Here is a 24,612-nt window from a genome sequence, read left to right as displayed (position 1 = left end):
CAGTCTTCCGGGATCCGGATCCAGCGGGATCCCGTAGGTCGTCTCGGCTGCGAAGCGGGCGCATGCCGCCCATCCGGACGCCGACGGCCTCTCTATCCGCTCATCCTTCGACCACGGGCCATCCGCGCACGGTACGCGTCCCAGGGGGTTGCCGGAGCCGGCGCGTTCACCGCCGGCGGTGCATGGAAAGGGCCTGGCGCCAGTGCTCGGCCGCCTGGGCCATGTCGTGGCCGAGGAGTTCGAAGAACTGGCTGGTGGTGTGGAGCCGGTCGCCCGTGGGGGTGTCGGGGCCGAAGATCCCGGCGCCGTGCCGGGTGGTGGCGGCCCACATCGCCATCGACCGGGCGCTGGCCGCCCAGGTGCGGTACCAGACGTCGACGTCGACGACGTACCGCATCCGGCGCGCCTCGCGCTCCCGGGTGACCATCTCCCTGAGCTCCAGCCATCTGATGGCATGGGAGATGGTAGCCGGGCTGACCTGAAGGTGCTGGACCAGCTCGGCGGCGGTGAGGCTGCCGCCCTCGCTGATGAACAGCGCGGCGAACACCTTCGCCGTCATGGGCGCCATCCCGGTCTCGATCATCATGGCGACGAACCGCTCTTCGAACTCCCTGACCGTGGGGGTGTCACCGGCGTGGGCGCCCGGGACGTCGCCGGCGTGGGGAGCGCGCCTGCGCCGCCGGGCGCGCCAGCTCGTCGCGTGCTGCGCGCGGGCGGCCAGGTAGCCGTGCGGGCCGCCGTTCCTGGCGATCTCGCGGGTGACGGTGGACCTGGAGCGGCCCAGCCTGCGGGCGATCTCCGCGTACGTCAGGCCGGCCGCCATCCCCTCGGCGATACGGCGGCGCTCCTCGGCCGTCAGCCGGTCTCCTGGCATGTGATCAGTCTTCCCGTTGTTGCACTCAGCTGCACGTTCATTGCACCAGTATGAGGCTGTCTGCCTGCGTCTATATGTTTCGTGAGTTGTCCCAAGACAAGCGCGATCCTAGCCTTCATTTTGAACGAAGAGGAGAGTCATCATGGAAAAGGTCGTCATCGTCACGGGCGCCTCCGCCGGGATCGGCAAGGCCACCGCCCTCGAACTCATCCGCGCCGGCCACATCGTCTACGGCGCCGCCCGCCGCGTCCACATGATGGAGGACATCCGTGACGCCGGCGGGCACGCGCTGGCGCTGGACGCACGCCGGCCGGAAGACCTGGAACGGGTCATCAGCACCGTCGCCCGGGAGCGGGGCCGCATCGACGTGCTGATCAACAACGCCGGGACCGTCGTGCACGGCGCGGCCGAGGACGTCTCCATCGACCAGGCGCGCGACCAGTTCGAGGTCAACGTGTTCGCACCCGCGCGACTGGTGCAGCTCGCCCTGCCGTACATGCGCGAACAGGGGTCCGGCACGATCATCAACATCTCCTCCATCGGGGGCGAGATCGCGCTGCCGCTCGGCTGCTGGTACTACGCGACCAAGCACGCGCTGGAGGCCTACTCCGACACCCTGCGCATGGAGGTCGAGCCGTTCGGCATCGATGTCGTGATCGTCCAGCCCGGCATCATCAAGACCGAGTTCGAAGACCACACGCCGCGGGACCTGCGCGAGATCTCCGGCGCGACCGCCTACGGCGCCATGGCGGAGGCGATGGCCGAGCGCGCCGAGTCGCAGCTCGGCGAGGACACCCAGGGCTCCGACCCGGGCGTCGTCGCCGCCGCGATCCGGGAGGCCGTCGAGGCCGGCAAGCCCGCCACGCGTTACGCGGTGGGCTGGATGGCCGACCGGCTCCTGGAGCTCAACAGGACGCTGACGGACCGCGAGTTCGACAAGCTCGTCACGAACTTCGCCGGCAAGTAGACCGTCCCCCCGGCGCTGGTCTGTACGCCCGTGGGAGGAGGTCCTCCGGAGGGGGATAGCCCCGGCGGTTCATCCGGATTGGCGAAGAATATGGCGGCTACCTGCTGAAACGATGTGCCTCACCGCATGTGAACGCCTGTGAGAGGCAAGTCGTGACGAAGCATCTGGTCATACCGCGTGTCATCCTCCGCGAGGAGGATCGTGCGCCTCCGGGCCGGTGGGCAGGGTGAGCTTGCCGTGATCCACCACCGGCGTGCCCGCGCGCCAGACCTGGCGGACGGCGCCGATCCTGGTGGTGGCGGCGTGCACGAGGCCGTCGAGCACCACCAGGTCGGCCTGCTTGCCCGGCTCGACGCTGCCCACCTCGTGGGCGATGCCGAGCGCTTCGGCGGCCTGCCTGGTCGCCAGGCCGATGGCCTCGGCCGCGCGGAGGTCCAGCGAGACCATGCCGCACCTGATGCTGTCGGTGAAGGCGCGAAACGGGGTGTAGCGGACCCCGGCGTCGCTGGCGAGCGCCATGCGTACTCCGCGATCGCGCATGGCGCGCGCCCACCGGTAGTCGCCGTGCAGGTCACCGGTGGCGGACAGGGCCAGTGCCGCCGCGCGTTCCCCGGACGGGTGGCCGGCGTACTCGGGCAGCATCGGCCGGGTGCTTCCCGAGTAGGTCAGCACCGCCCACGTGCCCCGTTCCGCCATGGCGTCCACGGTCCGCGGGTCCAGCTCGGCCGAGCCGTCGGGCAGGTTCCAGCCGCAGTGCTCGACGGTGTCGGCCCCCGCGGCCACGGAGCGGCGGGTGGCCTCGGCGCTCTGGGAGTGCGCCGCCACCCTGCGGCCGAGACGGTGCGCCTCGGTCACGGCCAGGCGCAGTTCGTGCTCGTCGAACTGCGGCATGCGCGGGTTGGAGCCGTGGGTCATGTTGCCGCCGCTGGCCATGATCTTCACCAGGTCCACGCCCGCGGCGCACAGTTCCCGTACGGCCCGCCGTACCTCGTCGGGGGAGTCGGCCCTTTTCCCGCACCACGACAGGTGCCCGCCCGTGACCGTCACCGGCGGTCCGGCGGCGAGCACGCGCGGTCCCGGCAGGAGGCCGGCGGCGATCGCGTCGCGCAGTTCCAGGGTGAGGAAGTCCTGGTCGCCGCAGTCGCGGACGGTCGTCACGCCACCGAGCAGGCACTCGGCGGCGTTGCGCGCGGCGGTGAAGGCGAGGTGCGCGGGCGTCGCGGCCCGCATGGCGGCCCGTGTCGCCGCGTGGGTCTCGCGGGCGGTGAACAGCAGGTGCACGTGGGCGTCGACGAATCCGGGCGCGAGCGTGTGCCCGGACAGGTCGACGGCGTGCGCGCGGGCGCCGTCCGGCGCCTGTGCCCAGGGGATGACCTGGCCGATGAGCGGGCCGTTCACCTCCACGGCCATGTCGGTGAGCGGGGACTTTCCGTGGCCGTCGACGAGGCTGCCGCATCGTATCCATCGGCCTGGTGTCACGATCTCCTCCACATATGTGAATGCGGTCCTCGATTGTGAATGGCGTCCCTGACTGTAAGGATCGGCGCCCATCGCGTCAACCATGGAGGAAACATGATCACGACGGTGAGGGAGCGGCTCGCCCGCCTGCCGCGGGTACGGCTCGCGCACCTGCCCACCCCGCTCGACGCCTGCCCGAGGCTGTCGGCGGCTGAGGGCCCGGCGATCAGCGTCAAGCGCGACGACTGCACCGGGCTGGCCTTCGGCGGCAACAAGGTGCGCCAGCACGAGTACGTGCTGGGCGACGCGATCGCCCAGGGCGCCGACTGCGTCATCCAGGGCTCCGCCTCGCAGTCGAACCACTCCAGGCAGCTGGCGGCGGCCGGCGCGAAGCTGGGCCTGGAGGTGTTCCTGCTGCCCAAGCGGGACGCGATGAGCGCTCCGGTCCAGGGCAACCACCTGGTCTCGCACCTGCTGGGCGCGACGATCACCCCGATCGACCCGGCGGAGAGCAGCACGCGGCGCAAGGACGAACTGGCGGCGCGGCTGCGCGAGCGGGGGCGCCGGCCGTACGTGGTGGGCATGGGGGCGACCCGCAGCCTGACGCTCGCCGCGCTCGCCTACGTCGAGGCCCTCGTCGAGATCGTGGAGGCGGGGGAGGCGCCGGACTGGATCTTCGTCACCTCCCAGGGCAGCACCCAGGCCGGGCTCCAGCTGGGCTGCGAGCTGCTCGGGCTGCCGACCCGCGTCGTGGGAGTCAACCCGATGACCGCCGCCCACGAGGCCTACCTGCCCCCTGCCCAGATCGCCGCGCTGGCCAGGGGCGCGGCCGAACTGCTCGGGCTGGCGAGCGCCATCGAGCCCGCCGACGTCGTCAACCTGACCGGCTACGTGGGCGAGGGCTACGGCGTGCCGAGCGCCGAGAGCCTGGCGGCGATCGCCACGCTGGGCGCGGCGGAGGGCATCCTGCTGGACCCGGTCTACTCCGGCAAAGGCTTCGCCGGCCTGCTGGACCACTGCAGCCGGGGCCTGCTCGCGCCGGGGGAGCGGGTGGTCTTCGTGCACACCGGAGGCCTTCCCGCGCTTTTCGGCTACGCGGACGCGCTGACGCCGCAGCCATGACCCGCTGAACGACGGCCTGTGCCGACTGTTGAAACGCCTGACCCGGCGGGTTCTACCACCGCCGGGTCAGGCGTAGCGAGTCGGTTGCATCAAATGAAACATGAATTCTGCCTGTTGACATTAGCTGGGTTTCGGTCACAGACTTCCTTCCATCGCCCCGACAGAAGTGATCACAACCTCGGCAGCGCGATCCCCACACCCCGGTCACAACCCACGGAGGTTCCATGGTGGTCGACACGCTCGTCGAAACCCGCGCGGAAGACCGGCAGGCGGAACGAGCGGCCCGCAAGAACCAGGGCAGCCCGCTCGACCGCAGCCGGCGCCGCCTCCTCGCCCCGTTCATCATGCCGTCGCTCGTGATCTACCTGCTGGTGATGATCGCGCCCACCGTCTTCACGGTGTGGATCAGCTTCAACAAGTGGGCCGGCGTGGGGCCGATGGAGTTCGTCGGGCTGCAGAACTACACCCGGATGTTCAAGGACCCGGTCTTCCACACCTCGTTCGTCAACACCTTCCTCATCGTGTTCGGGGTCGGCGCGGGCGTGTTCCTGCTCAGCTTCGTCCTGACGATGCTGCTCCAGGACATGGTGGGCAGGAAGTTCGTCAGAGCGGTGATCTTCTTTCCCACCCTCATCCCCGGAGTGGTCATCTCGATCCTGTGGGGGTTCATGTACGACCCCGACGGGCTCGTGAACGCCGGGCTGCGCGCGATCGGGTTCGGCTCGGTGCCCGAGTGGCTGTCCAGCGACAACGCGTTCAAGACCATCATGCTCGGCATGGTGTGGCTGAGCTCGGGCGGCTACACGGTGATCTTCATGGCGGCCACCGACCGCATCCCCCGCTACTACTACGAGGTGGCCGACCTCGACGGCGCCAGCGCCTTCCAGCGCTTCAGGTACGTGACGCTACCGCTCATGTGGGACGTCGTCGGCGTCTGCATGGTGCTGTGGATGATCGGCGCGCTCAAGGTCTTCGAGTTTCTGCTGACCTTCTCCGGCGCGACGGGGCAACTGCCCTCCACCAAGATCTGGAACTTCTCCCTCTACTCCTACGCCACGGCCTTCCCCTCGGAGGGCGAGGCCGGATTCGGCATGGCGGCGGCCTGCGCCGTGCTCATGCTCGTCCTCACCGTCGGGCTGACGCTTCTGGCCCGGCACGCCACCCAGCGTCGCGACGACGTCGACTACTGAAGGACTGGAGTCGATCATGAAAATGTCCCGCGCCCGGCGCTCACGTGGACCCCTGTTCTTCATCGCCATGCCCGCCGCGTGGTCGCTGGCGGTGTTCGACATGCTCGTCGTCCTGTGGATGTTCCTCAGCTCGCTGAAGACCACACGCGAGGTGTTCAACGATCCATGGGGGCTGCCCGCCTCGCCGCAGTGGTCCAACTACGCCACGGCGTGGGACGCGGCCAAGTTCGGCGAGGGCGTGCTCAACTCGCTGATCCTGGTCCTGGTCAGCGGGGTGGTCACCGTCGTCATCGCGGCGCCGGCCGCGTACGCGCTGAGCCGGTTTCGCTGGCGGTGGTCGAACGCCACCACCGTGTTCTTCGCGATGGGCCTCGGCATCCCCGCGCAGACCCTGTTCATCCCCATCTTCGTGGCGCTCGACAAGCTCGGCCTGGTCAACTCGCTGACCGGGCTGGTCATCGTCTTCATCGGCACCAGCGTGCCCTTCGCCGTCTTCTTCCTGACGGCCTTCTTCGCCTCGCTGCCCCGCGAGCTCGAGGAGGCCGCGGCGATCGACGGCGCCTCGCCCACCCGCACCTACGTGAAGATCATGCTGCCCCTGACCCGGTCGGGGCTGCTCACCCTGTTCGTCCTGCAGGCCATCTCGCACTGGGGCGAGACGCTCTTCGCCCTGGTCCTGCTCCAGGACAAGACGACGATCTCGCTGTCGCTCCTGCACTTCATGCAGACCATGCAGTACACCGGCGCCCAGTGGTCGGTGCTCTTCGCCGGCATCACGATCATCGTGATCCCGCTTCTCATGCTCTACCTGTGGATGGGCACGCGGCTGATCGAAGGCATCGCCGCGGGTTACAGCAGGTAGCCAGTCGCGGAGGTAGTTGTGAAACGCAGAACCGTCCTCAAGATGGGCGCCATGCTCCCGGCCTTCCTGGCCGTGCCCGCGCGGGCGTCGGCCGGACTCTTCCTCGTGCGAGCCGGTACGGCCACCGCCGTCATCGTCCTTCCCGAAGCCGCCGACGCCCAGTTGACCAGCGCCGCCAAGACCCTGGCCGACTACGTGGAGAAGTCCACCGGAGCGCGCCTGCCCATCACGACCGGCCAGGCCCCGGCGGGCCAGACCAGCGTACGGCTCGGCGGCCCGCCACCGGCGGACGTGTCGGGCGACGGCTTCGCGATCAGCCCCGACGCCGACGGCCTGGTGATAGCCGGCGCCAGCTCATGGGGCACCAGGTTCGGCGTCTACGAGTTCCTGGAACGTTACGCCGGAGTCCGCTGGCTGTTCCCCGGGCCCGACGGCGAGGACGTGCCGGCCCGCGGCGACCTCGCCGTACCGGCGGAGCGGTTGTCCACCACGCCCGCCTTCTCCATGCGCGTCTTCAGCGACCTGGGCAAGGGCGACGGCTGGGACAGCGCCGACATCAACCTCCGGTGGGCCTCCAGGGCGGCGCGGGCGCACTGGCCCGTCGAGTTCCACCACAAGATGGCGGCCATCTTCCCGCCCAAGGTGTACGCCAATCCCGACCTCCCCGGCTTCCATCCCGACTACTACCCGCTGAAGGACGGGAAGACCGTGCTCCCCGGACCGAACCAGACGACCGGATGGCAGCCGCGCTACAGCCGGAAGGACGTGGTCGACCGCGCCGCCGAGTACGTGCTCACGTTCTTCCGCGACAACCCCGCCGTGACCTCGATCTCCCTGGGCGCCAACGACCTGAACGGCTACAGCGAGGACGAGCTCGAGCCCGCGCTCAACTCCTTCGGCTACGCCTCCGCCTCACGCGCCTACTACGGCTTCGTCAACGCGGTCGCCGAGCGGGTGGCCGCCGAGTTCCCCGGCAAGACCATCGGCCTGCTGGCCTACACCCACGTCGTCGATCCGCCGCCCTTCCCGTTGCACCCCAGCGTGGTCCCCTTCCTCACCCGCGACAGGTACATCTGGGCCAACGAGGAGGGCAGGGAGATCGACCGGCGGCACACCAGGGCCTGGCGGCGGGTGGCCACCAGGATCGGGTGGTACGACTACGCCTACGGCACGCCGTACACGCTGCCCAGGCTCGACCTCGACGGCATGCGCCAGGCGTGGTCGTGGGCCAGGGCCAACGGCGTCGCCTTCCACTACGCGGAGCTGTACCCGAACTGGGGTGAGGGCCCGAAGGCGTGGATCTTCGCGCGGCTGACCTGGGACGTGCGCTCCGACGTGCGGGCGTTGCTGCGGGAGTGGTGCGAGCGGGCGGTGGGCCCGGCGGGCGCGGCCGACCTGGTGCGCTACTACGAGCTCTGGGACTCCTTCTGGTCCGGGCGCGTGCCCCGCACGCCGTTCTTCGCCCTCGGCAGGCACCGCACCTACTTCTCCCTCAACCTCGCCGACTACCTCGCCGAGATCACGCCCGCCGAGGTGGCGCGGGCCCGCCGGTTACTGGAGGCGGCCGCGGCCAAGGCCCAGACGCCCGCCCAGGTCAAACGCGCCGCGATCCTGCTGCGCGCCTTCGAGTACTACGAGGCGTCGGCCCTCAGCTACTTCCGTCCCGTTCCGGTCCCGAGGACGGACCGGCAGGCGCTCGCGCTGGCCGAGGAGACCCTGACCACCCTCGACGAGAAGGTACGGCTGGCCAGACGCCGGATCCAGATCGTCCAGGAGGTCAAGCCCGACCCGATCCTGCGCCACCGCCTCGAACCCGAGCGGCTCTTCCTGAACTGGACCGGCTTCGACCCCTACCGGTTCTGGACGCTGGCCGACCGCGTGCGCGGCGACGGCAACAGGGGCGCGCTGCACGACCGCCTCACCACCGCGGCCGCCGGCACGGGCGACCAGGCCAGGCTGGCCAGGCTCATCCTGCGCGTGGCGTCGGGAGCCGCGCCCAACCGGGTGGTCAACGGTTCTTTCGAAGACGGCACGCCCGCCCCCTGGACGATCTCCTCCACCCGGGCCGCGATCGTCCGCGGCCCCTCCTTCTCCGGTACGGCCAGCCTGGCGCTCACCGGCCCCCAGGTCGACGCGACCCAGAGCGTCAAGATCCAGCCGGGACTGGTGGCCGCCAGGTTCCGCTACCGCTCCACCGGCAGGTCGCCCGCCGTCGCCGCGACCCGGTTCATCGCCCGCGACGCCGCCGGCGCCACCCTGCGCGTCTACGCCCAGCCGCTGCGGTTCACCGCGGAGACGACGGGCCGCTGGGCCTGGCTCGGCGTCGTCGAGGACGTCCCCGCCGTCATCGGCGCCAAGTCCGTCGACCACGTCCTGCTCGTGGTCACGATCATCGACCACGACCCCGCCCGCCCGGCGATCCACCTCGACGACGTCGTCCTGCACGACGAGAACTCCTGACCGACCGAACAGACAGGCATCCCGATGAGAACCACCACGAGACTTCTCGCCGCGGGCACGGCGACCCTGCTGACCTTGACGCTGGCCGCCTGCGGCGGCTCGTCCTCCTCGGGGGACGGCAAGGAGTTCACCCTCTGGAGCATGTGGTCGGAGGGCGAGGCCGACCAGAAGGTGATGGCGCAGGCCGTCGCCGAGTTCACGAAGGCCACCGGCATCAGGGTGAAGGTGCAGTGGAAGGGCCGCAACCCGACCAAGGCGCTGCTGCCCACCCTGAACACGAGCAACGTCCCCGCCGACCTGCTCGACACGAACAACACCGAACTGGTCAGCGCGCTGGCCTCCACGGGCAACGCGCTGGACATGACCCCCGTCTACGCGGCGAAGGTTCCCGGCGAGGACAAGACCGTGGGCGACCTGGTCGGCGACGCCTACAAGACGGTGGCCACGCCCGTCGGCGGCACGAGCCCGGTCATGGTGCCCTACCAGGCCTCCAGCTACGCCTTCTTCTACGACGGCAAGAGCCATCCGGAGCTGGCGGCGACGGCGCCGGAGAACTGGGACGAGTTCTTCACGGCGCTCGACGCGGAGAAGGCCAAGGGACGCCGGCCGATCGCCCAGGACGGCAGCCTCACCGGCTACAACGCCTACTACCTGACCTACTTCACGATGGCCGTCGCCGGCGACGAGGGCTACGTGAACGCGGTCAAGGACAAGACCGGGCAGACCTGGCTCAAGCCCGCGTACCTGGAGGCGGCCAAGCTGATCGAGAAGCTGGCCAAGGGCGGCTACTTCGCCGACGGATACACCGCGAGCAAGTTCCCCGCCCAGCAGCAGAAGTGGGCCAACGGCGACGCCGACTTCATCTACGGCGGCACCTGGCTGCCCAGGGAGACGCTGCCATACGCGAAGCAGGGCTTCGACTACCGGGCCTTCCCCTTCCCGGCGGTCGGCGGCAGGCCCGCGCCACCGGCCAACGTGGCCCTGGTCGGGTTCGGCATCCCGGCCAAGGCGAAGAACCAGGAAGCCGCCAAGCAGTTCATCTCCTTCTTCCTGCAGAAGAAGTACCAGGATCAGCTGGCCTCTACGGCGAAGGAGATCGCGATCAGGCCGGACGTCCCCGCCGCGCCGGAGGTGGCGGAGATCAAGAAGCTCCTCGACGCCGGCCGCATCGTCAAGGTCCGGGCGGGCTCCGACTTCTCCGAGTACCAGACCAAGGTGATCTTCCCCGTCAACGACGAGCTGATCTTCGGCAGGATCACCGCGGCGGAGTTCGTCCGGAAGCTCGCCGACGAGACGGTGACGTACTGGAAGAACCGATGAGCCCCGTCACCCTGGCGATCGTCGGCGCGGGCAGCCGGGGGTCCGGCTACGCCCGCTGGGCGGCCGGGCATCCCGACCGGGCGCAAGTGGTGGCCGTGGCCGACCCCAGGCCGGACGCGCTCCCCGGCGTCGCGGCCGGAGCGCGGTTCGGCTCGTGGGAGGAACTCGCGCGGGCGGGACGGCTCGCCGACGCCGCGATCATCGCCACCCCCGACCGCGAGCACGTCGGCCCCACCGAGGCCCTGGCCGCGCAGGGCTACCACATCATGCTGGAGAAGCCGCTCGCGCCGACGGCCGAGGGCTGCGAGCGCGTCGTCGCCGCGGTCTTGGAGGCCGGGGTGCTCTTCGCGGTCGCCCACGTGATGCGGTACACGCGATACACCGAGCTGATCAAGGACGTGGTCGCCTCGGGCGAACTGGGCGACCTCGTCTCCGTCCAGCACCTGGAACCGGTCGGCTACTGGCATCAGGCCCACTCCTACGTCCGGGGCAACTGGCGCAGCGAGGAGGCGTCCTCGTCGATGCTGCTGGCCAAGTCGTGCCACGACGTCGACTGGCTGCGGTACGTGATGGATCGCCCGATCGCCAGGGTCTCCAGCTTCGGCTCCCTCACCCACTTCCGCCCGGAGAACCGGCCGGAGGGCGCGGCCGATCGCTGCCTCGACTGCGGGGTCTCCGCCGGCTGCCCCTACGCCGCCGACCGCATCTATCTCAGGCTCCAGAACCAGCGCGGCCACGGCTGGCCGATGAACGTGCTGACGCCGGAGCCGGACGACGGCTCCATCCTGCGGGCGCTGCGCACCGGCCCGTACGGCGAGTGCGTCTACCTGGGCAGGAACGACGTGGTCGACCACCAGGTGGTCTCGCTGGAGTTCGAGGGCGGGGCGACGGGCTCGCTGACCATGACGGGTTTCGTCAAGGGCGGGCACCGGCGTACCCGGTTGTTCGGGACCCGGGGCTCGCTGGAGGGCGACGGGGAGCGCGCGGAGGTCTTCGACTTCGTCAGCGAGCGCACCCGCGTCGCCGAGGCGGCGCCCGCCGGTGACGCGACGGTCGCGGGCGGGCACGGCGGCGGCGACGCCGCGCTGATGGACGCGTTCGTGACGGCGGTGGCGACCGGTGACGCGACCCGCATCCGGTCGGGGGCGCTGGAGTCGCTGGAGACCCACCTCGCGGTCTTCGCCGCCGAACGCGCCCGCCGCGCGGGATCGGTGGTGACGGTATGAGGGACCGCTACGACGTCCTCGTCGTCGGCGGCGGGACCGGCGGGCTGGCCGCGGCGCTCGCGGCCGCGCAGGGCGGCGCGTCGGTGCTGCTGGTCTCGGAGCAGGAGTGGCTCGGCGGCCAGCTCACCTCCCAGGGCGTGCCCTCCGACGAGCACGGGTGGACGGAGCGGCTGGGCGTCACCCCGACGTACCGGCGCTTTCGCGCGGCGCTGCGCGACTGGTATCGCACCCACAGGCAGCTGACGCCCGCCGCGCGGGCCGACCCGCTGCTCAACCCGGGCCAGGGGGCGGTCAGCCCGATCTGCGCCGAGCCCGTGGTCATCGCCGAGGTCCTGGATGATCTGGCCGCGGGCCTTGAGGTGCTGCGCGGCCCGCGTCCCGTCCACGCCGACGTCACCGGGGACCGGGTCGAGGCGGTCACGTTCGCCCGGCCGGACGGCACGCTGGTGACGATCGGCGCCGGCTACGTCCTCGACGCCACCGAGGAGGGCGACCTCCTGCCGCTCACCGGTACGGAGCACGTGCTCGGCGCGGAGTCGCAGGACGACACCGGCGAGCCGCACGCCCTGGAGGGACCGGCCGACGAGGGCACCCAGCAGGCCATCACCTGGTGCGTGGCGCTGGAGAACCGGGAGGGGGAGGACCACACCATCGAGCGCCCCGCCGGGTACGACCGCTGGCGCGCCTTCGCGCCGCCCGGCTGGCCGGACAGGCTGCTCAGCCTGACGGTGCCGCACCCGTGGACACTCGAACCGCGCCGGTGGGAGCTGCCCGACCTCTGGCGATTTCGCCGGATCCGCTACGGGGCGCACTACGAGCCCGCGCGCACCGACGTGACCCTGGTCAACTGGCCGCAGAACGACTACCTGGGCGGCGTCGTCACCGGCGTGGACACGCCGGCCAGGCAGACCCGGCTGGCCGAGGCGAGAGAGCTGACGTTGTCGCTGGTCTACTGGCTGCAGACCGAACTCGGCCGGCGGGGGCTGCGGCCGTGCGGCTCGGTGATGGGCACGCGCGACGGCCTGGCCCGCGCGCCGTACGTGCGGGAGGGGCGGCGGATCGTCAGCCGCCGCCGGATCACCGAACTCGACGTCGGGGTGGAGGCGCGGGCGGGGCTGGCGGGCGCGGAGCGGTTCGCCGACTCCGTCGGCGTCGGCGCCTACCGGATCGACCTGCACCCCACCGCGTCGGGCCGCAACTACGTGGACGTCTCGACCTACCCGTTCCAGATCCCGCTGGGCGCCCTGCTGCCGGTACGGATGCGGAACCTGCTGCCGGCGGCCAAGAACATCGGCACCACCCACATCACCAACGGCTGTTACCGCGTCCACCCCGTCGAGTGGAGCATCGGGGAGGCCGCCGGAGCGCTCGCCGCCTTCTGCGTACGGCGCGGCACCGAGCCCCAGGCGGTCGCCGGAGAACCCGGGCTCCTGGCGGACTTCCAGGCGCTTCTGCGTGAGGGTCGCGGGATGGCCCTGGCCTGGCCCGCCGACCACCTGGCCCGACGAGTCTGAAGGAGCATGCCATGACCGAGCACCCCGCCCCCCTCAGCAGGCGCGGCGCGCTGGCCGCGATCGCCGTGCCGGGGGTGGCCGCCGCTCTCCTGCCGGGTACGGCGCACGCCGCCGCCGTACCGGAAGGCCTGCCGGCCACCACCCTGGACCAGCTCAAGCTCGTGACGGCGGCCCCCGCCGCCACCCACTTCTACGTCACCGACCCCGGCAAGGAAGGCGTCTTCTCCTACCGGGGGAGCTCGACGGCCGTGGACGACAACGGCGCGACCGTCCTGGTGTCGAACGGAGGGCAGCGCTTCCTGCGGATCTTCGACGGGCCGCTGAACGTGCGCTGGTTCGGCGCGGTGGGCGACAACGTCAAGGACGACAGCGACGCGATCCAGGCGGCGGTGACCGCCGCGCAGAGCCTCGCGGGGGCAGTGGTGTACCTGCCCACCGGCAAGTATCTGGTCGGCAAGACGATCGTCATCGACTCCGCGAAGGCGCCCATCCGGATCGTCGGCGACGGATTCGGCTCGGACGGCGCGCTGACGCAGGCGAAGTACACGCTGGTGACCGCCCCGGCGACGCCTCCGGCGGGTATGGAGGCCGTCTTCGCCTTCACCCTGACCGAGAACGTCGTGGGCAACAGGTACGAGTTCTCCGACCTGACCGTCGACGGCGGCGGCAGGGTGCCGTACGGGATCAAGGCGTTGTCCGTCGCGCACACGCTGTTCCGCCGGATCCTGGTGAAGCGGACGGCCACCGCGGGCCTGTACATCGGCAACGGCTGGTGCAACGACGTCGAGACCTGCGAGTTCTCCAGCAACTCCGGCGACGGCATCCGGGTCGGCGCGGCGAGCACCAACGCGTTCAACGTGACCAACACCAAGATCTTCGACAACGCCAAGATCGGCATCAACCTCGACCACAGTTGTCTCGGCGTCAGGATCAACGGCTGCACGATCGAGGACAACCTGGTCGCCGGGATCTTCGTGCGCTTCTACGTCAGCCCGCTGCAGATCGTCGGCAACTACTTCGAGAACAACGGCACCACCGGCTACACCTTCACCGACCCCGCCAGGACGGTGAAGGCCAGCGTGATCGTCAACGGGTCCGGCACCGCGGGCGTGGTCAACACCGCCTACCCGGTGGGCACGATCCGCTTCGCCGACAACGTGGTCGCGCCCACGACCGCCGAGCACATCGTGGTCTGCTACTCGGCCGACGCGGCCCTGGAGATCTCCGGCACCACGGTGCTGCGCTACCAGACGACGGGCGTCGCCCGGTACGTGCTCCTCAAGACCGGCACGAACCGGACGGGCGGTTCGGGCGGCGCGAAGGTCAACGGCGTGCTCCAGCGCGGGAACGCGATCTGGAGCCCGCACGCGGCCCACGCCGTCCTCGACCCCATCGAGATCGACGAGCTGGGATCGGCCTCCACCACCACGTTCCACACGGCGCTCATCGACGGCGTGGCGCCGGTCAACTACGCGCCGCCGCTGTCCGGGTTCGTCATGGTCGGGTCGGCGGGCGGCGGCACCTGGGCGGCGGCGGCCACGACCCACCGCAGGCAGGCCGTCTTCACCCTGAACGGCGCCGGCGACACGGACTACTTCGGCTTCCCCCTCGACCTGGCCGCCAACCCGGAACTCGCCGGCAAGTACGTCTACTTCGCCTGCTACCTGCGGGTCGACGCGGCGGGCACCGGCGGGCAGCTCTGGGACAACGTGCTGCACGCGGGCGCCGTGACCCACGACACGGCCTGGCGCCTGGTCTCCTACGTCGACCGGTTACCCGCGACGGGCGTCGTCAAGTTCGGCGTCAGGAAGCTGTCGGCCGGCACGCTGCGGGTCGCCGCGCCGGTGCTCAGCGAACTCGGCGCCCCCTACCAGAACCACCTGAGGTGAGACGCGAATGACCAGGCTGGGCGTGATCGGCTACGGCCGGCGCATCAAAGCGGTGCTGTCGGCCGTCGGGCGGGTGGACCCCGGGGCCAGGGTGGTGGCGATCGCCGACCCGGCGGCGGGAGCGCCCGAGGGCGCCGACCGCTACGACGACGCCGCCACGATGCTCGACTCGGCCGACCTGGACGGCGTGCTCATCGGCACCCGGTGCGACCTGCACACCCCGATGGCGCTGCGGGTCCTGGCCACCGGACTGCCCCTGTTCCTGGAGAAGCCGGTGGCGATCGACCGGGCGCAGTACGACACGCTGGCCGCCGCCGCCGAGGGCGCGACGAGCCCGGTCGTGGTGTCGTTCCCGCTGCGCCTGTCCAGCCTGGCCCGCACGGTGCGCGGGCTGCTGGACGAGGGCGTGATCGGGCAGGTCGCGCACGTCCAGGCGGTCAACAACGTGCCCGCGTACGCGGTGGCGTCCTATTTCCACGGATGGATGCGTGACACGGCGCTGACCGGCGGGCTCTGGCTGCAGAAGGCGACGCACGACTTCGACTACCTCACCTACCTGATCGGCCGGCGTCCGCTGGAGGTCGTGGCGATGGAGTCGCGGACGGTCTTCGGCGGCACGATGCCCGCCGGGCTGCGCTGCTCGGACTGCGACCTGCGGCACACCTGCCCGGAAGGGCCGGGCGGCCGGGAGGCGACGGCGGACTGGAGGTGCGTCTACGGCGAGGACGTGGGCAATCACGACTCCGGCAGCGCGCTCGTGCGCTACGAGTCCGGCCTGCACGTGTCCTACTCGCAGAACTTCTACTCCCGCGGGCGGGCGGCCGCCCGGGGAGCCACGCTGATCGGGCACAAGGGCACGATCAGCTTCGACTGGTACACCGGCCGCGTCACCCTCATCGACCACATGAGCGGCACGGTCACCGAGCACGGCGGCCGCGCGGAGACCGGCGACGAGCACTTCGGCGGCGATCTGGAACTGGCCAGGGAGTTCGTGGCCGCCTGCCACGGCGCGCCGGACAGCCGCTCGCCGCTGTCGGCGGGGCTGCTCAGCGCCCGGCTCTGCCTGGCCGCCGCGCGATCCTGCCGGACGGGCCGGATGACGACCGTATGACCATCACCGTGGGGATCGCCGGGCCCGGGGCGATCGCGGCCCGGCACGCGGTGGCGCTGCGGGCGGCGGGCGCCCGGCTGGCCGGCGTGTGCGGGCCCGACCCGGCCGCGACCGCGCGCTTCGCCGAGCGGTACGGCTGCGCCGCCGCGCATCCCGACCTCGACGCGCTGCTGTCGGCCCCCGGGCTCGACGCGGTGGTGATCTGCTCGCCGAACGTGTTCCACGTGCCGCAGACGCTCGCCGCGCTGCGCGCGGGGTGTCATGTGTTGTGCGAGGTCCCCGTCGCCATGAGCCTCACCGACGCGCTGGAGGTGGTCCGCGTCGCCGACGACTCGGGCAGGCAGGTGATGGCGGCCCACACGCTGCGGTTCTGCCCGCCGTACCGCAGAGCTCGCGACCTGGTGGAATCGGGGCTGCGGGTACGCCACGCCGTCGGCCGCACGCTGATGCTGCGCCAGGCCGACACCCGCGGCTGGACCGACGACGTGCTGTGGCACCACGGCGCCCACCTGGTCGACGCCGCCCTGTGGCTGCTCGACGCGGACGCCGAGGTGGCGGGCGCGCGCGGCCCCGCCTGGCGGGGGAGCGGCAGGCCGATGGACGCCGGCGCCGTCCTGACCACGCCTGGCGGCGGCCTGGCCACCCTGTCCCTGTCCTACCACTCGCGCTCGGCGGTCAGGGACCTGCTGCTGATCGCCGAGGACACCACGCTGACCCTGACCGGCGGCTCGCTGCTCGGCCCCTCGGGCGTCCTGGCCGGCTGCGGCGGCGACGACGCCATGGAACGCGCCGGCCTGGCCGCCCAGGACGCCGCGTTCGTGGCCGCCGTCGCGGAAGGCCGCCCGGTCCCGCTGCCGATCACCGCCGTCCTGCCCGCGCTGCGGGCCCTCGCCACCTGGAGTACCGCATGACCAACGAGCTGGCCAGGATGACCACGAAGGAGGCCGGGCGGGCGCTGGCCGCGGCCGGCGTGGCCATCCTGCCGGTCGGCGCGTGCGAGCAGCACGGGCCGCACCTGAGCCTGGACACCGACATGGGCATCGCCGACGCCTTCGCCCGCAGGCTCGCCGCCGACCTGGGCGCGGCGGCCGTGCTGTGCCCGCCCGTGCCGTACGGGCTGTCGGAGCACCACCTGGCCTTCCCCGGCACGCTCACCCTCAGGCCGGCCACGTACCTGGCGCTGCTCGCGGACCTGGCCGAGTCGCTGGCCCACCACGGGCTGCGCAGGATCCTGGTCGTCAACGGCCACGGCGGCAACACCGACCCGATCAGGCTCGCGGCCAGGGAACTGCGCAGGGATCACGGCGTCGAGATGGCCCACCTGATGTGGGCCCTGCTGGCCGCCGACACGATCGCCGAGCTGATCCCCGAGGGCCGCTACGGGCACGCCTGCCAGAGCGAGACGTCGGTGGCGATGGCGATCGCGCCGCACCTGGTCCGCCCGGACCTGATCGGTCCACCCGCGCCCGGCGCGCCGCCGGACCGGGACACCGACCCCCCGTCCGGCCGGGTCGACCTGCCGGTCGCCTTCGAGACCTGGACGGACAGCGGGGCGCTCGGCGACGCCCGGCTGGCCGGCGCCGAGATGGGGCAGAAGATCGTCGAGGCCGCCTATGGGCGCGCGATCGGGTTCGCCCGCCGCTTCGCCGCGGGGCGGGTGCGCCGATGAAGCTCCGCATCGTGGACGTCGAGCGCGTGGTGGTGCGCGTGCCCTTCAGGGAACGCGCGCGGCCGTGGAACGAACTGCTGGTCGGCCAGTTCGGGGTGATCGAGGTGCTGAGGGTGCGCACCGACGACCCCGACATCGTCGGGTACGGCGAGACGCTCCCGCACTACACGTGGCAGACGGTCTCCGAGACCGCGGCGGCCAGGGTGACCGGCGGCAACCCGGCGGAGTTCCTCGCCGACGACAGCCTCGGCGCCGGGCTGCAGATGGCGCTGTTCGACATCGTCGGCAAGGCGCTGGGCGTGCCGATGCACCGGCTGCTGAACCTGCCGCTGGTGCGTGACTGGTGCCCGATCTCGTGGTGGAGCACCAAGATGCCCGCCGAGGTGCTGGCGCAGGAGGCCGCCGAGGCGCTGACCGAGGGCTACCGCTCACACAAGCTGAAGGCCAGGCCCTGGTTCGACATCAGGGAGCAGGTCGCCGCGATCGCCGGGGTCACGCCCCCGGACTTCGCCCTCGACATCGACTGGAACGGCATGCTGCTCACCCCCGGGCAGGCCGTCGAGGTGCTGCGCGAGCTCGACCGCGAGGAACGCGTGGGCATCTACGAGTCGCCGATCAAGCAGGACGACGTGGCGGGCTTCAGGTCGCTGCGCGCCCGCGTGGACCGGCCGCTGGCCGAGCACTACACCAAGACGCTCCTGCCCGAATGGATCAGGCAGGACGCGCTCGACGGGTTCGTGCTGTGCCTGGCCGGGGTCTCCGGGCTGCTCGCGCAGGGCCAGCACGCCGCCGCGTTCCAGAAGAACTGCTGGCTCCAGGTGGTCGGCGCCGGGCTGACGACGGCGTTCACGCTGCACCTGGGCGGGGTGCTGACACATGCCAGATGGCCCGCCGTGACCTGCCTCAACGTCTACTCCGACGACCTGATCGAGGACCCGATCGAGATCCGGGGCGGCTACGCCAGGATCCCGGGCGGGCCGGGGCTCGGCGTCACCGTCGACGAGGCGGCGCTGGAGAGGTACCGGATGGCCGCGCCGTACACGGTGGAGTATCCGCGGCGGTTGCTCACCTTCGACCTCGGCGACGGCAGGGCCAGGCACTACGCGACGATCACGCAGTTGTTCGACGAGTGCCGTTACATCGGGACCATGCCGGTTCAGCCGCGCGGCGCGCGGCTGGTGGTGACCGGTGACGACGGCAGCGCCACCTTCGACGGCCTGTACGGCAGGGCGGCCGTGGCCCCGGTCTGGGACGCGGGGGTGCGGTGATGCGGGTTCTGGTGGTCGGCGCCGCGGGAGAGGTGGGACGGATGATCACCCCCGCCCTGTCGGACAGGCACGAGTTGCGCCTGTTCGACCCGCGCGTTCCCGACCCGCGTGAGGGCGACTGGCTGGCGGGCAGCGTCACCGACCCGGAGGCGGTCGCGGCGGCGGTGGAGGGCCAGGACGCCGTGGTGTACCTGGCGATGGGACGCAAGGCGGGCTGGCGGGACGGCCCCGGCTGGGCGATCAGCCACTTCGACGTGTCCGTGAAAGGCCTGTACCTGACCCTCTCCGCCGCGGCGAAGGCCGGGGCCGGGCATGTGGTGTACGCCAGCAGCATGTCGGTGTTCGCCGGCTACCTGCACCGGGACTACGCGGCCGATCCCGCCGCCGACGAGGTCGACGCCTACGGGCTGACCAAGCGGCTCGGCGAGCAGGTGTGCGAGGCCGCGGCGCGCGAGCACGCGATGCACGTCGTCGCACTGCGGCTGGCCGCCCCGATGCCGGACGAGGAGTGGCTGAGCTGCGCCTCCATGCCGGAGCGGGTGGTCGGCACCGCGGCGGGCGACGTCGCGCGCGCCTTCCTCGCCGCGCTCGAACACCGCGGGCCCTTCGGGGCCTACCCGGTCACGGGGGACCGGGAGCGCGAGTACCTGGACTGGCATCCGACCAGGGACGCCCTCGGCTGGGAACCCCGGGCGCGGCCCCTCACACCACCCTGAGCGGCGTGGCCGTACGGGGCAGGAGGGTGAGGTCGACCGCGCAGGCGCCCGGGGTGGCCACCTCGATGACCGTCCTGGCGTCCGGGTAGGCGGCCCGCCAGGCGACCGCGCCCTTGGCCACGATGATGCCGGCCTCGGCGGGGTCGATGCCCTGCGAGGTCACCTGCTCGCGGTGGAAGGGCGGGGTGGGCCTGGTGGTCACCACGAGGCGTACCCCGTCCACGGCGAGCACGGCGCTGGGCCCCATGTCGAAGCTCTGACCGGTCATCCACGTCCCCTGGGTGGTGTAGCGGCCGTCGGAGACCGACACCACGGTCGCGTCCACGGGGACGGGCTCGCCGTGCAGGCGGTCGGACCTGCCGCCGACGGCCCGCCGTACCCGGCCGCCGGGACCCGCCTGGGCCGCCGCCGCGACGGCTTCGGCGTCCGCGATGACCACGACGGCGTTCTCCGCGCCTTGGGCGAGCAGTTCCGCCAGCAGCGCGGTCCCGTCGCCCGCACTGCCTCCGCCGATGTTGTCGGCCAGGTCCGCCAGCACGACCGGCCGCCGGTCAGGGGCGCGGGCCGCCTCGATCGCCAGGGCCACCGCGTTCCCGGCGCCGGGACGTTCCACCGTGAAGGCGTCCGCGTGCGCCTCGATGTCCTCGACGCACCGACCGGCCACCGCGCGCGCCGCGGCGGCCAGGCCGGCGTCGGCGACCACCAGGACGCTCATCCCGGCCCTGGCCACGTCGCTGTAGGCGAATCCGGCCGTGACCCCGGCCCTGAGCAGCCCCGCGGCGCGCGCCCTGGCGGTGGCCCGCGCCTGCAGCCCGCGCATCGGCTCGGCGTCCGTGGCCTGCGCCAGCGGGCAGGTCAGGAGCGGCGCCTTCGCCACCACGGTCACCAGCGGGCGGCCGTCCAGCGCCAGCGCCAGCAGTTCCGCCGCCTCCTTGCCGCGCTCCCACATGTCCACGTGCGGGTAGGTGTCGTAGCTGAGCGCGATGTCGCACAGGCCGGCGAACTCGGGGGACGGGTTGGCGTGCAGGTCGAGCACGGCCGCGATGGGGATGTCGCCCACCAGGGCGCGGATCCTGCGCAGCGCCTCGGCCTCCACGTCCGGGCAGCCCTCGGCGACCATCGCGCCGTGCAGGTTGAGCAGGAGCCCGTCCAGCGGGCCCGCCGCGGCCAGGGCGCCGGTGAGCCCGTCGAGCAGGACGGCCAGCGTGGCGGCCGGCGCAGGTCCCGAGGGCCAGGCGCCCGCGGAGAAGGCCGGCACGAGGTCGAAGTCCGTGTGGCCGAGGAAGCCGCCGATCACCGACCGGGTGGCGGCGTGGTGCTCGACGATCGCCGTCCCCGTGAGGAGCTCGAACGCCTCGAAGGCGGCGAGGTCGGCCGGGTGGGGGCCGTAGGTGTTGGTTTCGTGCCAGAGGCCGGCGATGCCGACTCGGTGCCGGGTCATGGGGAGCGCCATTTCGTCAGACGGAACCGCTGTTTCGCTGGTTCAAACTAGCCTGCGCTCCCCGGGCCGCGTCAAGCGGGGAGCGCGCGGATCGTCTCGGCCAGTTCCTGCGCCGCCTTGCGCAGGTGGTGCGCGATGCGGGCCGCGTCCTCCACGGCGAACCTGGAGGCGGGGGCGCTCACGCTCAGCGCGGAGGGCACGGGCACCTCGGGCAGCAGGACGGCCACGCACCGCCCGTCGGGCTGGTCCTCGCAGTCGTCGACGGCGTAGCCCTCGGCCGCGACCTTCGCGGCCTCGGCCACGTAGGCGTCGGGGTCGGTGATCGTGTCGTCGGTCATGGCCGGCATGCCGGCCTGGCCCAGGATCTCGCGCAGCCGGTGCTCGTCGAGCTGGGTCGCGATCGCCTTGCCGATCGCCGTGGAGTGGATCGGCGCCCTGGCGCCCACGTCCACCGACAGCCTGACCGACCGCTCGCTCTCCACCACGGCCACGTAGACGATCTCGGCCCCGTAGAGCATGCCCAGGTTGACCGTCTCGTGGAAGCGGTCACGCAGCTTGACCAGGTACGGCTCGGCCGCGTTGCGCACCAGCTCCAGGTAGCGCGTGCGGTCGAACCTGAAGGCGATGCCCAGGCGGTAGGTCCCGTCGGCGGGGTCGCGCTCGGCGTACCGGCGGGCCTCCAGCGCCATGAGGTAGCGCATGGCCGAGCTCTTGGGCAGCCCGGTGCGCTCGGCGACCAGCGTCAGCGACACCCCCTCAGGCGACTCCTGGAGCAGGTCGAGCACGTCACAGACGCGGTCGACGGCCCTGATCGGGTACGTCGCCTCCCGCTTCACCACCTGCACGCTTCCTCCGATGGTCGAACGATGGTCGAAACGGTCGAGATACCAGCAAGACGATAGCAAGTTTCGCTCCAACAGATAAAAGCGCGATTCCAGGTGACAGAAATCCTCGGTCTTGACTTCCACGATCCGGTGCGATTTGGTCTACCTATCGGAATTCTAGTTTCAGTGAATGGAACGTGACTGCAGTGTTCGAAGCTGTCATCAGTCCCGACTGCGGACCGCCCGCCGGCCCCTACTCCCCGGCGATCCGCGCAGGCGGGTTCCTCTTCATCTCGGGGCAGGGCCCGTTCGACGGGTCGGGCAACCTGGCCGGAGGGACCTTCGCGGAGCAGGCGCACGTGGTGTTCGACAACCTGGAGGCGCTGGCCAGGGCCGCGGGCGCCGACCTCGGCAGGGTCGTCAGGCTCGGCGCCTTCCTGAACGACCTCGCCGATTTCGCGCAGTGGAACGAGGTTTGCGAACAGCGCCTGTCCAAGCCCTACCCCGCGCGGACCACGGTCCCCGCCGTGCTGCCGCGATTCGCCCTCGAGGTCGACGCGATCCTGCTGCTGGAAGGCGCCCCGTGAGCATGCTCGCCGAAGGTCTGCCGGCCAGGGCGGAGCGGGTGATCCCCGGTGGGGTCAGCTCCAACGTCCGGCTCGGCGCGCCACGCGTGTTCTTCCGGCGGGGCGAGGGCGCGCGCCTGTGGGACCTGGACGGCAGGGAGTACGTCGACCACCTGCTCGGCCAAGGCCCCGCGTTCCTCGGCCACGCCCACCCGAGGGTGTCGGCCGCGGTCGCGGAAGCGGCCCGGTCGGGAATGGTCTTCGGCGCCCAGCATCCACTGGAGGTCGAGGCGGCCGAGCGGTTCATCGCGGCGACCGGCTGGCCCGACACCGTCCGATTCGGCGTCTCCGGCACCGAGTCCGTCCAGGCCGCGCTGAGGCTGGCGCGCGCCGCGACCGGCAGGCGGCGGATCGTCAGATTCGCCGGCCACTACCACGGCTGGCTCGACAACGTCCTGATGGACTTCGCGAACGGCGGCCACGGGCCCGCGTCCGCCGGGCAGCCGGCCGGCGCGCTCGCGGACTGGCTGGTGGTCCCCTTCAACGACGCCGAGGCCCTCACGGCCCTGTTCGACCGGCACGGCGCCGAGATCGCCGCCGTCATCTGCGAGCCGATGATGTGCAACGCGGGCGCCATCCCGCCCAGGGACGGCTTCCTCGGCCTGGTGCGCGAACTGTCGGAACGCGCCGGCGCCGTACTCGTCTTCGATGAGGTCATCACGGGGTTCCGCCTGGCGCTCGGCGGCGCCGCGGGGCACTTCGGCGTGACACCCGACCTCGCCGTGTACGGCAAGGCGCTGGCGGGAGGCTGGCCCGTCAGCGCGCTGGCGGGGCGGGGCGACCTGATGGCCAGGTTCGGCACGGGGGAGGTCAATCACTCCGGCACGTTCAACGCCTCGACGATGGCCGCGGCCGCCGTCGTCGCCACGCTCGACACGCTGACCTCGGCTCCGCCGTACGCGCGCGTCGAGGACCACGGGCGCCGGCTGATGGCGGGGCTGGCCGAGCTGGGACGGCGGCACGGTGTGCCGCTGCGGATACAGGGGTTGCCGGTGGCCTTCCACGTGAGCTTCGGGCCACCGCGGCCGGTCCACGACCTGACCGGACTCCACGCGCTCGACCTGGCCAGGTACGCCCGATTCGCCCGTACCCTGGCCGCGCACGGCGTCTGGGTGGCCGGTCGCGGCATCTGGTATGTCTCGGCCGCCCACGGTGAGGCCGAGCTGACCGACGTGCTCGACCGGGTCGACGAGGCCCTGAAGCACGAGAACGACTTGTAGCCCGCGGAAGACCGGGCTCACAGAAACCATAAGACCCTCTTCGTAGGGTGTGTCCCATGGATGGGGGTTTCGGGCCGGCGGACTCGGGCGGCACGGTGCGCGTCTGGTCGCCGGCGTGAACCCGACGTCGGTGCTGGTCGCCGAGGACGAGGCCATGGTCCGTGCCGCGATCGTCGCGGTGCTGGCGGCGGAGCCGTACCTGCGCGTGGCCGGGCAGGCCGCGGACGGGCAGCACGCGGTGGACCTGGCCGTGTCACTCCGTCCCGACGTGGCGCTCGTCGACATCAGGATGCCGCGCATGGACGGGCTGGCGGCGACCAAGCGGATCCTGGCCGAGGCGCCGGGTACGCGGGTGGTCGTGCTCACCTCGTTCGGCATGGACGAGCACGTCTTCGGGGCCCTGCGCGCGGGGGCGGCCGGATTCCTGCTCAAGGACAGCACGCCGGAGCGCATCATCGACGCCGTACGGGTGGTGGCCGCCGGTGGCGCGCTGCTCGACCCGTCGGTGACCGGAAGCATGATCACCCACCTGCTCACCACGGATCCCCGCCCGGCGCACGGCGACCAGCTCGGCATGCTCACCCCCCGGGAGAAGGACGTGCTGGTCCAGGTGGCCCGAGGGCTGAGCAACAGTGAGATCGGCGCCCGCCTCGGGCTGAGCCCGTCGACCGTGAAGGGTTACGTGGCCGCGATCATCACCAAGCTCGGCGTGCGCGACCGGGTGCAGGCGGCGGTCGCCGCGGTGGAGGGCGGCCTGCTCGGGCAGCCGACACGGCAGGACGCCTGACCCCGCAGGGTGGCCCAGGCCGCCTTCGACCGGGTACGCGAACGCGCAGGTCGGCGTCCCCGAGCCCA

Annotated in this window: 21 protein-coding genes; 17 read left to right on the top strand and 4 right to left on the bottom strand. The window is 71.7% G+C overall.

Annotation, left to right across the window (positions count from 1 at the left end):
- Window positions 1–166: 166 nt before the first annotated feature.
- A complete protein-coding gene (locus ACIBI5_RS26000) occupies window positions 167–874 on the bottom strand; it encodes a helix-turn-helix domain-containing protein (RefSeq protein ID WP_397250971.1) in 708 nt (235 codons plus the stop codon).
- Between the two features lie 142 nt (window positions 875–1,016).
- On the opposite strand from ACIBI5_RS26000, the gene ACIBI5_RS25995 reads away from it, so the two are divergent.
- Entirely contained in the window at window positions 1,017–1,841 is an 825-nt protein-coding gene (locus ACIBI5_RS25995; RefSeq protein WP_397250969.1) for an oxidoreductase, read from the top strand.
- Window positions 1,842–2,021: 180 nt separating this feature from the next.
- Here ACIBI5_RS25995 and ACIBI5_RS25990 read toward each other — a convergent pair whose 3' ends face one another.
- Window positions 2,022–3,320: an amidohydrolase family protein gene (locus tag ACIBI5_RS25990; RefSeq protein ID WP_397250967.1), complete on the bottom strand. Its 1,299-nt coding sequence runs from the start codon at window positions 3,318–3,320 to the stop codon at window positions 2,022–2,024.
- A gap of 93 nt (window positions 3,321–3,413) precedes the next feature.
- Here ACIBI5_RS25990 and ACIBI5_RS25985 point away from each other — a divergent pair, with 93 nt between their 5' ends.
- The 13 genes from ACIBI5_RS25985 to ACIBI5_RS25925 all read left to right on the top strand — a co-directional run bounded on the left by ACIBI5_RS25985 (window position 3,414) and on the right by ACIBI5_RS25925 (window position 19,646).
- A complete protein-coding gene (locus ACIBI5_RS25985; RefSeq protein ID WP_397250965.1) occupies window positions 3,414–4,421 on the top strand; it encodes a D-cysteine desulfhydrase family protein in 1,008 nt (335 codons plus the stop codon).
- Between the two features lie 224 nt (window positions 4,422–4,645).
- On the top strand, window positions 4,646–5,611 hold the full coding sequence (locus ACIBI5_RS25980) for a carbohydrate ABC transporter permease (RefSeq protein WP_397250964.1): 966 nt from the start codon (window positions 4,646–4,648) through the stop codon (window positions 5,609–5,611).
- Between the two features lie 16 nt (window positions 5,612–5,627).
- Window positions 5,628–6,473: a carbohydrate ABC transporter permease gene (locus tag ACIBI5_RS25975; protein WP_397250962.1), complete on the top strand. Its 846-nt coding sequence runs from the start codon at window positions 5,628–5,630 to the stop codon at window positions 6,471–6,473.
- Window positions 6,474–6,491: 18 nt separating this feature from the next.
- On the top strand, window positions 6,492–8,933 hold the full coding sequence (locus ACIBI5_RS25970) for a DUF4838 domain-containing protein (RefSeq protein ID WP_397250960.1): 2,442 nt from the start codon (window positions 6,492–6,494) through the stop codon (window positions 8,931–8,933).
- A gap of 24 nt (window positions 8,934–8,957) precedes the next feature.
- Window positions 8,958–10,253, top strand: a complete 1,296-nt coding sequence (locus tag ACIBI5_RS25965) for an ABC transporter substrate-binding protein (RefSeq protein WP_397250958.1) — start codon at window positions 8,958–8,960, stop codon at window positions 10,251–10,253.
- Window positions 10,250–11,479 (top strand): Gfo/Idh/MocA family protein, encoded by a 1,230-nt coding sequence (locus ACIBI5_RS25960; protein ID WP_397250956.1) that lies wholly within the window; start codon window positions 10,250–10,252, stop codon window positions 11,477–11,479. The genes ACIBI5_RS25965 and ACIBI5_RS25960 overlap by 4 nt, the downstream gene beginning before the upstream one ends.
- A complete protein-coding gene (locus tag ACIBI5_RS25955) occupies window positions 11,476–12,993 on the top strand; it encodes an FAD-dependent oxidoreductase (RefSeq protein ID WP_397250954.1) in 1,518 nt (505 codons plus the stop codon). The genes ACIBI5_RS25960 and ACIBI5_RS25955 overlap by 4 nt, the downstream gene beginning before the upstream one ends.
- A gap of 11 nt (window positions 12,994–13,004) precedes the next feature.
- A complete protein-coding gene (locus ACIBI5_RS25950) occupies window positions 13,005–14,882 on the top strand; it encodes a glycosyl hydrolase family 28-related protein (protein ID WP_397250952.1) in 1,878 nt (625 codons plus the stop codon).
- A gap of 7 nt (window positions 14,883–14,889) precedes the next feature.
- The gene (locus ACIBI5_RS25945) at window positions 14,890–15,993 is read left to right on the top strand and encodes a Gfo/Idh/MocA family protein (protein ID WP_397250950.1); all 1,104 of its coding nucleotides are present in this window, start codon (window positions 14,890–14,892) and stop codon (window positions 15,991–15,993) included.
- A complete protein-coding gene (locus ACIBI5_RS25940; protein WP_397250948.1) occupies window positions 15,990–16,904 on the top strand; it encodes a Gfo/Idh/MocA family protein in 915 nt (304 codons plus the stop codon). Before ACIBI5_RS25945 ends, ACIBI5_RS25940 begins: the two co-directional genes overlap by 4 nt.
- Window positions 16,901–17,662 (top strand): creatininase family protein, encoded by a 762-nt coding sequence (locus ACIBI5_RS25935; RefSeq protein ID WP_397250946.1) that lies wholly within the window; start codon window positions 16,901–16,903, stop codon window positions 17,660–17,662. Before ACIBI5_RS25940 ends, ACIBI5_RS25935 begins: the two co-directional genes overlap by 4 nt.
- Window positions 17,659–18,930 carry a mandelate racemase/muconate lactonizing enzyme family protein gene (locus ACIBI5_RS25930; protein ID WP_397250944.1) on the top strand — a complete coding sequence of 424 codons (1,272 nt, stop codon included), beginning with the start codon at window positions 17,659–17,661 and terminating at the stop codon, window positions 18,928–18,930. Before ACIBI5_RS25935 ends, ACIBI5_RS25930 begins: the two co-directional genes overlap by 4 nt.
- A complete protein-coding gene (locus ACIBI5_RS25925) occupies window positions 18,930–19,646 on the top strand; it encodes an NAD-dependent epimerase/dehydratase family protein (protein ID WP_397250942.1) in 717 nt (238 codons plus the stop codon). Before ACIBI5_RS25930 ends, ACIBI5_RS25925 begins: the two co-directional genes overlap by 1 nt.
- Here the strand turns inward: ACIBI5_RS25925 and ACIBI5_RS25920 are convergent.
- Window positions 19,633–21,087, bottom strand: a complete 1,455-nt coding sequence (locus ACIBI5_RS25920; protein WP_397250940.1) for a M81 family metallopeptidase — start codon at window positions 21,085–21,087, stop codon at window positions 19,633–19,635. The genes ACIBI5_RS25925 and ACIBI5_RS25920 overlap by 14 nt on opposite strands.
- A gap of 71 nt (window positions 21,088–21,158) precedes the next feature.
- Window positions 21,159–21,932, bottom strand: a complete 774-nt coding sequence (locus tag ACIBI5_RS25915) for an IclR family transcriptional regulator (RefSeq protein WP_397250938.1) — start codon at window positions 21,930–21,932, stop codon at window positions 21,159–21,161.
- Window positions 21,933–22,117: 185 nt separating this feature from the next.
- Here ACIBI5_RS25915 and ACIBI5_RS25910 point away from each other — a divergent pair, with 185 nt between their 5' ends.
- The 3 genes from ACIBI5_RS25910 (at window position 22,118) to ACIBI5_RS25900 (ending at window position 24,544) form a co-directional block, all read left to right on the top strand.
- The gene (locus ACIBI5_RS25910) at window positions 22,118–22,498 is read left to right on the top strand and encodes a RidA family protein (RefSeq protein ID WP_397250936.1); all 381 of its coding nucleotides are present in this window, start codon (window positions 22,118–22,120) and stop codon (window positions 22,496–22,498) included.
- Between the two features lie 2 nt (window positions 22,499–22,500).
- A complete protein-coding gene (locus ACIBI5_RS25905; protein WP_397251322.1) occupies window positions 22,501–23,757 on the top strand; it encodes an aspartate aminotransferase family protein in 1,257 nt (418 codons plus the stop codon).
- Window positions 23,758–23,872: 115 nt separating this feature from the next.
- Entirely contained in the window at window positions 23,873–24,544 is a 672-nt protein-coding gene (locus tag ACIBI5_RS25900) for a response regulator (protein WP_397250934.1), read from the top strand.
- Window positions 24,545–24,612 lie beyond the last annotated feature (68 nt).

The sequence above is a fragment of the Nonomuraea sp. NPDC050540 genome, assembly GCF_044457485.1.
Classification (GTDB): domain Bacteria; phylum Actinomycetota; class Actinomycetes; order Streptosporangiales; family Streptosporangiaceae; genus Nonomuraea.
Note: the sequence above shows the minus strand (reverse complement) of the source record. Positions and strands in the feature narration are given on the sequence as shown.